Raw genomic sequence first — 10,237 nt, forward strand, 5'->3', positions numbered from 1 at the left:
CGCAGTTCGAACTTCTCGTTGTCTTGGTGGCCGGAGTCGTACTGGTTCAGGCTGGCACCGTCCTTGAGGCTGGCGTTCTCGATGGCCAGCACCTTGCCCGAATGCTTGACGATCAGCCGAGCTCGCGGAGGGAAGGGAGCCATGGTTACCTCCTTGGTAGGGGAAAACGGGGATAGGGGCCTGACACACACCGGATGGTGTGCCCTGCCAGTGGTGAACAAATTGAGCCGGTCGACATTCAAAATGACAGATATTCTTCAGCAACGAATCCCGACAGATGCGCCCGTCAAGAAAGTCCGGGATGAACTGTCGAATCCCGACGCGAGCACCAGTGACATGCCCGCCTGTCCCGAATGTTCGGCGAAGAGTTTGTGGGCGCCGGCAGGATCGCGGGCGGGCTTGATTTCAATTACTGGTTGACCGGCCGTCTTTTCCCGGTCCGCTGCATGACCTGGGATGCGTCCTCGATGCCGATCACCAGCTGTAACTGCCTATTGATCAGGCTGGCGACAGCGGGAGTGGCCATATGATTCCCTCCAATCGGTGATCGAGGCAGCGGCGCGCCGTTCGTCTCTATGAAACTTGATTGCGAGCGGGAAATCACCCTCCAGTCGTGGCCACATGCGGACAGGGTTCAAGCGTCTGCAACTTAATCGCGCCAGCGGTGTCAGGTGAGATCGCCACGACGGGTCCGGAATCGACGCCGAACTACGCGGAGCCATCGTCCATGGATGGGTGTCTAAAAGACTATGTCCATGTATCGCCGCCGCTTAGCCGCCGTCAGCCAGTGGACAGGTGATTGTTGATGTGGGTACGTGAAAGTGGCAGCGCCGGGAGCAATGCCGTTGCGTTCTCGGTTGATGGGCGCTTGCCGGCTCGATGAGGCAGCTGTTCGGGGGAGCTGGTAACGGTAGGCGTCGGCGGCGTGGGGGTCTCCGCGGGCGCCGGCGTGGTCATGGGGGCCGGCGCGGACGTGGGTATGGTGGTCACGCCCGCTGTGGTGGCGGAGGGGGCCAGGGTGAGGGCTGCGCCGTGGTGCGCGCGGCCGACGCTGAGGTGGTCTTGGGCAGGCTGCTGGGTGACGAGGAGGGTCAGGCTGACATCCTGCTCGCGGTGGACAAAGGCGGACAGCCACGGCAGGTTGCGCGCGGTGCAGGTCGGACAGAGCATGCCGCCGCCGTAGTAGTAGTCGCCGCGGTTCGTGGCCCCATGACGAACGGCGTGGAGGAGGGCCGGTGGCGGCCCGGAACTCGCGCTGAGGCTGAGGGCATGAACATTGATCCATGCCCGTTGGCGGATCGCCGACACGCTCCCGGTCCCTGAAACCGATAAACCGCGTCTCAGGCCGCCGCGCTCACCGGACGGCAATCCGGCCCTGCCTGGACGGGAATTGCCGTGAAGAAAACCTGCCGAGCGGCGAACACTGGATGACAGTCGCCTTCGGAAGGACGCCATGACTGCACCACCTGACGCCAATGACGTGATGGAAGACGTCACCGTGGTCGAGCGGTCGCTGCACAGTCCCGAGCTTTTCGCCCTGCTGTACGACCGGTACTTCACCGAGCTCTACCGCTACCTGGCCGCCCGGCTCGGCGGCGAGCAGGCCGAGGACCTGGTCGCGGACGCCTTCCTGCTCGCCTTCCACGGCAGGCACGGCTTCGACCCGCAGCGGGGCACCGTGCGGTCGTGGTTGTTCGGCATCGCCACGAACGTCGTGGCCCGGCACCGCCGCAGGGAGGGCCGCCGCCTGAACGCGCTCAGCAAGGTGGCGGCCGAGGACACCGCCGACGGGCCCGAGGACCAGGTGACCTCGCAACTGGCGGCGCTGGCCAGCCGCCCGCAGCTGGTACGGGGGCTGAAGGGCCTGGCGAAGGGTGATCGTGACGTGGTGTTCCTGCTCGTGTTCGGCCGGCTGGGTTACGAGGAGATCGCCACGGCCCTGGACATCCCGGTGGGGACCGTCGGGTCCCGGATCAACAGGGCGCGCAGGAAGCTGCGCAAGGCCCTCGGCGACGTCAACCCGATCGGGGAGTGGTGATGGACGAGTTGAAGCTGGTCGAGGCCGTGTTCGCCGAGCCCGAGCCGACGCCGGAGGCGGCGGCGAGGGGACGTGACCGCCTGCTCCGCCAGGCGCCCGCGCCACGTCCGGGCCGTTCGTGGCGCAGCGCGCCGCCGATCCGGCGCGTCGCCCTGGTCGGCGCCATGGCGGTGCTGCTCACCGGCGGCATCATCGTCACCCAGACGAGTCTGGGCGGCTCCGATCCGCGTACCCCCGGGCATCTGCTCGCCGCTCCTCCGGCCGACGCCAAGGCGCTGCTCACCCTGGCCGCGCGGGCCGCCGCCGACCGTCCCGACACGGTGCCCGTGCGCGGGCAGTACGTGCACACCAAGACGCTGGTCCAGCGCAGTCTGCACACCAAGGGCGAGTCGGGCGAGACGCAGTACACCAGGGTGCTCGTCAGCGAGGAGCGGTGGGAGGCCGCCGACGTGGGCAAGCCCTGGCTGAGCCGCAGCCAGAGCCTGTCGGGCACGGGACCGGCGCCCCGGAGGTACTGGGACCACGGCGTCGAGGACATCGTGTACGAGCCGGGAACCTGTCCCGGCCGGCCGGCCTACGCGCGGCTCGGCGCCTGGCCGACGGACCCCGGTCAGGTGCGCGCGAAGATCGTGACCGACACGGGCGAGGACCCGCTGCGCATCTGGCACGCCCTCCAGAGCCTGGTCCGCGAGTCCGTGGTGCGTCCCGGCCTGGGAGCCGCGCTGTACCAGGTCGCGGCCGGGCTGGACGGCATCGTGCTCGTCGGCGACGCCGTGGACGCCGCCGGCCGCCCCGGCCTGGCCGCCGCCATGGACGAGGGCGACGGCACCCGGTCCGAGCTGATCTTCGATCGGACGACCTATCGCTATCTGGGCGAGCGCACGGTGAGCACCAGGGACCGCAAGGTGAAGGTGTCCTCGGGCGTCGAGTACATCGAGAAGAAGGGCACGGTGACCGGCAGCGCGGTGCTCGCCGTCGACCTCGCCACCGGCCTGCCCGAGGTGTCGCCGAAGGCGTCCCGCATGAAGATCCCCTGCTGAGACTTTCCCTCTGATCCGGCCGTTCCGGCCGTGAGTTCTGTTTCGCATGCCTTCCGACAGATCCGGCATGCCGTCAAAAAGGAGAACATCGATGTTCATCGTCAAGGCGATTGCGGTCACCCTGCTCGCCGGCTCGTTCGGCGGGCCCGCGTCGCCGTCGTCCGGGGACGCCGCCGCGTACGAGAAGCAGACGCAACTGGAGGCCGAGCGCGTCACCTGCATGACCGAGCGGGGCCTGGAGTACGTGGCCTCCCCGGAGACGCGCTACAAGTGGCAGCCCGGGGAGCAGGAGCGGCTCGCGGGTGACCTGAAGGCGCTGCGGGCCTACCGGGCCAAGTACGGCTTCGGCGTCTGGTCGGTGAACGTCTATCCGAAGGACGAGGTGGTCAACCCCGTCCAGCAGGACAACCCGAACAACAAGCTGCTGATGTCGCTGTCGGCGGGTGAGCTGAAGAAGTGGCGCGCCGCCGACGAATCCTGCTTCTCCCGGGCGGTCAAGGAGGTGCTGGGCAAGACCGTCACCTCCCAGGACGACTACGGCGACCAGCTCGAAGAGGCGGTACGGAAGTCGTTGAGCGTCCTCGACCAGGACAAGGAGCTCGTCCAGCTGGGCAAGCAGTTCGCCGCGTGCCTGGGCGTCAACCAGACCAAGCCGACCGAGCTGGACGGTCTGAGCCACGCGAAGATCGTGCGGCAGGCGTCCGACGTCGCGAAGAAGGCGTGGCAGGGCGAACTGCCCAAGGGCAAGACCGTCATCTTCCGGCCGAACCTGAAGCCCGCGCAGGCCAGGCCGTACCTGGACAAGGAGATCAAGGCGGCGCTGAAGGACCTGGAGTGCGGCAAGGACTTCTACCCCGCCTACTCGCCCAAGGCCATGGAGATCACGTCGGGGGTCTACCGGGAGTTCGGCCGGGAGGGCGCGGCACAGGCGATCCCGTCCCGGATCTACCGCAAGCTCGTCTGACCACAGCACGCCAGGGGGCCGCTCGTGGCGCGCGGGCGGCACCCCGATTCCTCCGCCTCCAAGGTTCCTGCCGGTGGCGCGGCAGAGTCGCTTCCCAGGCCATCAGCGTCTCTGCCCCATCGGACGAGCAACTCCCCGCACATCGACCACGAGAGAGCAGATGACATCAACACACGCAACCCTCGCCATGCTCGTGGCGGGATGTCTCGTCGCCAGCGGATCCACGAGCGCCGCGCAGGCGGCAGAGCCGGTCTCTCCGGTGACCGAAGTGCCGGGCTCGGTGACGCTGCTGACCGGTGACCGGGTGACCGTCACCGCGAACGGTCACCGGATCGAGCCGGGACCGGGCAGAAAGGAGCGCTTCGACGTTCAGCGCCGTCAGGGCCACCTCCACGTCATTCCAGAGGACGCGAAGCGGCTGCTGGCGCAGGGGTTGCTGGACGAGCGTCTGTTCGACGTCACGCAGTTGCTCACCTGGCGATACGGCGACGCCCACAAGGCGGAGATACCGCTGATCGTGCAGTCACCCCAAGGGAAGCCGGCGCAGAGGCTCAGCGGAACACGGAAGGCGAAGGAGTTCGCCGGGCTGGGGCTGGCCGCCACGAGCGTCCCCAAGGTGACCGCGGGCCAGACCTGGCAGAGCCTGGTGGCCGGCGCCCGGTCACTGGCCGGGGGCAAGTCGAAGATCTGGCTGGACGGCAAGCGGCCCCTCACCCTTGACCAGAGCGTCAAACAGATCGGGGCCCCGCAGGCGTGGCAACAGGGGCTGACCGGAGCCGGTGTCACGGTCGCCGTGCTCGACTCCGGTTACGACGCCACTCACCCCGATCTCAAGGACGTCGTCACGCAGTCGCGCAACTTCTCCGACGAACCCGACATCACCGACAACGTTGGACATGGCACCCACGTTTCGTCCATCGTGGCAGGAGCCGGAGCCAAGTACCGGGGCGTCGCGCCGGGGGCGAAGATCGCGCTCGGCAAGGTCGGCGGCGAGTACGCCGGCGAATCGGCACTGCTGGCAGGCATGGAATGGGCCGCCGCCGAAGTCAAGGCGAAGATCATCAACGTGAGCGTCGGCAGCCCGGACACGCCCGGCGTCGATCCGGTGGAGCACGCCGTCAACGCCTTGTCGGCGCGTACGGGAGCGCTGTTCGTCATCGCGGCGGGCAACGACGGAACACCTGGCTCGGTCAGCAGCCCGGGCAGCGCCGACGCGGCACTGACGGTCGGCGCGGTCGACAAGTCCGACCAGATGGCCGAATTCTCCAGCCGCGGCCCAAGACTGGGCGATCACGCGATCAAGCCGGACGTGACCGCCCCCGGCGTCGACATCACGGCGGCGGCCGCGCAGGGCACGGCAGAGGGCCCGTACGCCACCCACAGCGGCACCTCCATGGCGGCGCCACACGTCGCGGGCGCGGCGGCGATCCTCGCCCAGCGGCACCCGGACTGGAACGGAGAGCAGCTCAAGGCCGCGCTCATCGGCAGCGCCGCGCCGCAGGCCGGCGCCACGCACTTCGACCAGGGCGCCGGGCGCGTCGACGTGGTCCGCGCGATAGGCCAGGAGGTGTACGCCAGCCCCGCGAACATCGGCACGGTCTTCCGCTGGGGCGAACCCGGCGAGCGGCAGGCGGCCAAGGAGATCACCTACACCAACGCCGGCGACTCCCCGGTCACGCTCGACCTCACCGCGGACGGCGGCGTGCTGCGCACCTCGGCACAGCGGGTCGAGGTGCCCGCCAGAGGCACGGCGTCCGTCACCGTGACGATCGACGGGACCGGCAGACAGCCCGGTGATCACCCGGGCGCCGTCACCGCCCGATCGGGTGACCTGCTCATCCGCACCGTCGCCACCGCGTACGTGGAGCCGGAAGCCCACGACGTGAAGATCAGCGCGCTCGGCGCGGACGGCCGGCCCGTCGACGCGGTCGGGGAGTTCTACAACGGCAAGGGCGAGAGCGTTCGCATGCTCCTCATCGGCGCGCCGGACACCTACCGGCTCCCCGCCGGCGAGTGGAGCCTGTACGTGGACATCTACGAAGGATCGCGCATCACGACCACGCACCTGCCGGTGAAGGTCGGCGAACAGGGCACGGAGGTGGTCCTGGACACGCGCAGGGCCAAACCGATCAGGTTCACCCTGGACGAGCCCACGGCTGTCACCAGCGGATGGACCGAGATGTGGGTGATCAACGGTTCATGGTGGCTCGGCTGGGCCGGAGGCAGGCCCGACCCCAGCTCCGTGTACTTCGTGCTCGGCTCCAAGCAGCCCGGACTGAAGTACGTCAGCAGGATGCATTTCCACAAGAAGGACGCCTCTCCCACCCCCGTCCGCTACGACCTGGTGGACGAACGCCAGGACGGCATGCCCGAGGACCCCACCTGCACGGCCAGGGTGAAGGACCTCGACCAGGTGACCACGACCTTCCGCGGCGCCGGAACGGCCGCGAAGGGCACCTACTTCGTGGCGAACGCCGTCGAAGGCGTTTCTGCCGGATTCCTGACCCCCACGAACGATGTGCCGCTGCCGGGCAAGCTGACGGAATATCGGACGCGAGGGTACAAGTGGTCCAGCGCGCTGCGCGTCGGCGATTCCGCGGTCACGGGGGCCACGGAACCCACCGGCCACGGCCGCGATCGTCGGACGTGGGGCGCCGCCGTGAGCGGTCCGTCCTTCGCCACCTTGGGCGGCTGGCGAGAGGGTGACACCGTGGTGTTCGACGGCGCCCGGCTGTTCTCCGAGGGCGTGCCCGGCCGGGTCGGCACGGATGGCGCGGCCACCGGCACCGTCAGCCTCGCCCAGGACGGTCAGGTCATCTCCACGATCGACTACACCGGGTGCGGCCCGTGGGAGCTCGATTCCTGCCGGTTGACCGCCGGCATCCCGGCGAAGCCCGCGACGTACACGCTCAGTGCGACGGCCGACCGGCAGGTGCCGTACTCCACGCTGTCCACGAAGGTGGCATCGACGTGGACGTTCCGCTCGGCGCACACCGCCGAGCGGGAAGCACTCCCGCTGTCGGCGGTCCGCTACGCCCCCAAGGGGCTGGACGAGTACAACCGGGCCAAGCCCGGATCGTCCACCCGGCTGCCCATCTGGATCGAACGCAACCCCGGTGCTCCCGCGGCGGCCGTGACGTCCATCCACCTGCAGATGTCCGTCGATGACGGAGTGACCTGGCGCGACATCCGAGTCAGGGCCGAGGGTTCGGCGTGGACGGCGCAGATCGACAATCCGCGCACAGCGGGCTTCGTGTCCCTGCGCGCCACGGTGACCGACAGCGCGGACAACAGCGTCAGCCAGACCATCCACCGGGCCTACGCGGTCGGATAGCCTCCCCAGCCGTGGAGCCGGAGACGACCACCGTCGCCTCCGGCTCCGCACACGTGCGCGCCTGCGATCAGCACCCCCTGCGGCGATGGTTTGGCTGGATTCCCCGCGTCGGCGACGGTTGAGGTTGGCGGTGCGCTTGACGGAGGCCGACGGGCGGACCGGTCAGCTCGGGTTCGACCGGCCCGTTCGCCTCGCCCTGCCCTCGATGGATCACAACGGACAGGGGACCGGAGGCTGCGAGGCGTTGTGCGGAGCCGTACGCTGGCTACTGCTGTGGGGGCACGATGCTGGCGTGGGCCGCGACGACCCGCCAGTCACCTGCGGCATCCCTGGTCCAGCTCCTGGTGTAGCGCATCTGGGCGCGGAAGGTCTGCCCGCCGGCCGTGCCCGCGATGGTGCCGAGGAACCAGGTGATGCCGGTCGTGCCGTCAACGAGGACGCGTAGATCCTCCTCCTCCACCTGGGTCAACGACTGGGCGCCGGAACGCTGGATGTCGAGATCGTCCTGCTTGGTGTACAGGGCTCCGTCGATGCCGTTGGTGAAGATCAGCCGATCGTCGAGAAGCGTGTCGAGGGCGTCGGCGTCACCCGCCAGTTGCGCCGCTTGAAGGCGGCGTTCGGCTGCGCGTAGTTCCTCGGTGGAATTGTCCATCCCGACTACCTCCAGGGAGAGTTCTGAGTGCCTCGCGGGGCATGGATCTGCAGGCCGTGGACCGGCCCTCTCGTCCGGACCCCATCTGAGTATCTCGTGATCTCGTAAGGCGAGAGCGGTGCAGCGGCCCTCAGTGATCCTGATGTCATCGGGGCCGGGCAGAGCCAGGCACAGGCCGTCCAGCGCGGCGGCGAACGCGTGCTCGGCCGGTGTGCCGTACCCGATGACCAGGCCGTCGCGTGCCGGCATGGCGCTGTCGGGATGCCGGTAGGGAGCAAGGCCGTCCAGGGCGAGGCCGAGGCGGCGGGCGGCGCGCAGGGTGGCCTCCTCGGTGCCGGGGGGCAGGTCGAGCACCGCGTGCAGGCCCGCGGCGATGCCGCTGACGGTGATGTGCGGGGCGCGCTCGGCGAGCGTGGCCGTGAGCAGGCTGCGGCGGCGCCGGTAGATCGCTCGCATCCGGCGCAGCTGACGGTCGTAGGCGCCGCAGGCGATGAAGTCGGCCAGGGTGAGCTGGTCGGTGACGCTTGACCAGAACTCGCGCGTGCCTTTGGCGGCGAGCACGTCGTCCACCAGCCGGGTGGGCAGCGCCATCCAGCCGAGCCGCAGCGAGGGGGACAGGCTCTTGCTGGTCGAGCCGAAGTAGACGACGCGGTCGGGGTCGAGGCCCTGCACGGCGCCGACCGGTTCGCGGTCGTAGCGGAACTCGCCGTCGTAGTCGTCCTCCAGCACCAGGCTGCCCGTGGCGCGCGCCCAGTCGATGACCGCGGCCCGCCGCCGGGGGTGCAGGGCGCCGCCGGTCGGGTACTGGTGCGCCGGCGTCAGCAGGACCGCCCGCGCGTCCGTGGCGGGAAGGTCCTCGATCCGGGCGCCGTGGGCGTCCACGGTGAGCGGGACGGTCCTCAGCCCTGCCTCGGTCAGCACGGAGCGGTGGAAGGCGAGCCCGTAGGCCTCGACGGCGACCGGCCCGCGCAGCACCTGGCAGAGCAGCCGCAACCCGTGCGCGTATCCCGAGCAGATCACGATGTGCTCCGCCGTGGTGCGTACGCCCCTGGTGCGCGCCAGGTAGTCCACCAGCGCCTGACGCACCTCGGGCCGGCCGCGGGGGTCGCCGACGCCGAAGGCGTCGCTGGGGGCGGCGGTCAGCGCCCGCCGGGCGGAGGTGGCCCAGGCCGAGCGGGGGAAGGCGGCGGCGTCGGGGGAACTGGGCATCAGGTCGTGGACGATCCGCGCCCGGGACGGACGCGCGGGAGCTCGCCGCGGGTCCGGCTCCAGAGGCGCGGCGCGGTGCGCGACCTGGGTGCCCGAGCCCTGACGTGCGGTGAGCCAGCCCTCCTCGACCAGCTCGGCGTAGGCGGCGGCCACCGTGTTGCGGGCGATGCCCAGGTCCACGGCGAGGGCGCGGTAGGGCGGCAGGCGGGTGCCGGGCGCCAGCCGTCCGGAGCGGATGGCCTCGCGCAGGGCCCGCATCAGCCGTACGCGGGCGCCGCCGGTGCCGGTGAGCTCCAGGTGCAGGTCGCTGCCGCTCACGAATTGGCCCAGGAAGAAGTCATCGAAATGCACCATATCGTGGGCCGATCACGCTCCTAGCGTGGTGCCCATGACGAACGTTGCCATTGCCGAACGGATGAACCTCTCGCGTGTCGCCCCCAAGGTCTTCAAGGCCGTGCTGGCCCTGGACGCCGTGGCCCGCGAAGGGCTGGACCCGGTGCTGGTCGAGCTGGTGCAGATCCGCGCCTCGCAGATCAACCGGTGCGCGTACTGCATCGACTACCACACCGGCGACGCCCGCCGCGCCGGTGAGAGCGAGGCGCGGATCTACCAGCTCAGCGCCTGGCAGGAGGCCGGTCTCTACACCGCGAAGGAACGCGCCGCCCTGGCGCTGACGGAGGCGGTGACCCTGCTGCCGGACGGAGTCGAGGACGAGGTGTACGACGAGGCCGCGCGGCAGTTCGACGACAAGGAACTGGCCCAGCTCATCGCGCTGATCTTCACGGTCAACGCCTGGAACCGCATGAACGTGACCACGCGCAAGACCCCCGGCACCGAGTAGACCCGCCGTTCCCCGCTGCCGGGGGGGGGGCGCCGGCGGGGGGGCCCCCCCCCCCCCCCCCCCCCCACCCCCCCACACCCCCCCCCCACCCCCCCCCCCCCCCCCCCCCAAAAAAAAAGCCGTAACCAAACCCATACCCCCCAAAAAACCCCCCCCCCA

Annotated in this window: 7 protein-coding genes; 5 read left to right on the forward strand and 2 right to left on the reverse strand. The window is 69.8% G+C overall.

Annotated features, from left to right (window positions below; all coding sequences use genetic code 11):
- Positions 1-780 precede the first annotated feature (780 nt).
- Positions 781-1,308 carry a hypothetical protein gene (locus ACIBQ8_RS48495; protein ID WP_397195587.1) on the reverse strand — a complete coding sequence of 176 codons (528 nt, stop codon included), beginning with the start codon at positions 1,306-1,308 and terminating at the stop codon, positions 781-783.
- Positions 1,309-1,453: 145 nt separating this feature from the next.
- On the opposite strand from ACIBQ8_RS48495, the gene ACIBQ8_RS48500 reads away from it, so the two are divergent.
- The 4 genes from ACIBQ8_RS48500 (at position 1,454) to ACIBQ8_RS48515 (ending at position 7,376) form a co-directional block, all read left to right on the forward strand.
- Positions 1,454-2,038, forward strand: a complete 585-nt coding sequence (locus ACIBQ8_RS48500; RefSeq protein ID WP_397169142.1) for an RNA polymerase sigma factor — start codon at positions 1,454-1,456, stop codon at positions 2,036-2,038.
- The gene (locus ACIBQ8_RS48505; protein WP_397195588.1) at positions 2,038-3,078 is read left to right on the forward strand and encodes a CU044_5270 family protein; all 1,041 of its coding nucleotides are present in this window, start codon (positions 2,038-2,040) and stop codon (positions 3,076-3,078) included. The genes ACIBQ8_RS48500 and ACIBQ8_RS48505 overlap by 1 nt, the downstream gene beginning before the upstream one ends.
- Positions 3,079-3,169: 91 nt before the next feature.
- Positions 3,170-4,042, forward strand: coding sequence for a hypothetical protein (locus ACIBQ8_RS48510; RefSeq protein ID WP_397195589.1), 873 nt, complete (start codon positions 3,170-3,172; stop codon positions 4,040-4,042).
- Positions 4,043-4,301: 259 nt separating this feature from the next.
- Entirely contained in the window at positions 4,302-7,376 is a 3,075-nt protein-coding gene (locus ACIBQ8_RS48515; protein WP_397195590.1) for a S8 family serine peptidase, read from the forward strand.
- A gap of 265 nt (positions 7,377-7,641) precedes the next feature.
- On the opposite strand, the gene ACIBQ8_RS48520 is transcribed toward ACIBQ8_RS48515, so the two are convergent.
- Positions 7,642-9,591: an aminotransferase class I/II-fold pyridoxal phosphate-dependent enzyme gene (locus ACIBQ8_RS48520; RefSeq protein ID WP_397195591.1), complete on the reverse strand. Its 1,950-nt coding sequence runs from the start codon at positions 9,589-9,591 to the stop codon at positions 7,642-7,644.
- 34 nt (positions 9,592-9,625) lie between these two features.
- On the opposite strand from ACIBQ8_RS48520, the gene ACIBQ8_RS48525 reads away from it, so the two are divergent.
- Positions 9,626-10,078: a carboxymuconolactone decarboxylase family protein gene (locus ACIBQ8_RS48525; RefSeq protein WP_397195592.1), complete on the forward strand. Its 453-nt coding sequence runs from the start codon at positions 9,626-9,628 to the stop codon at positions 10,076-10,078.
- Positions 10,079-10,237: the final 159 nt, after the last annotated feature.

The sequence above is a fragment of the Nonomuraea sp. NPDC049646 genome, assembly GCF_044465525.1.
In the GTDB taxonomy this organism is placed as follows: Bacteria; Actinomycetota; Actinomycetes; order Streptosporangiales; family Streptosporangiaceae; genus Nonomuraea.

Bases quoted from the DNA above. Each gene is read 5' to 3' on its own strand.
- ACIBQ8_RS48500 (WP_397169142.1), top strand. From the start codon at position 1,454: ATGACTGCACCACCTGACGCCAATGACGTGATGGAAGACGTCACCGTG.
- ACIBQ8_RS48505 (WP_397195588.1), top strand. From the start codon at position 2,038: ATGGACGAGTTGAAGCTGGTCGAGGCCGTGTTCGCCGAGCCCGAGCCG.
- ACIBQ8_RS48510 (WP_397195589.1), top strand. From the start codon at position 3,170: ATGTTCATCGTCAAGGCGATTGCGGTCACCCTGCTCGCCGGCTCGTTC.
- ACIBQ8_RS48520 (WP_397195591.1), bottom strand. From the start codon at position 9,591: ATGGTGCATTTCGATGACTTCTTCCTGGGCCAATTCGTGAGCGGCAGC.
- ACIBQ8_RS48525 (WP_397195592.1), top strand. From the start codon at position 9,626: ATGACGAACGTTGCCATTGCCGAACGGATGAACCTCTCGCGTGTCGCC.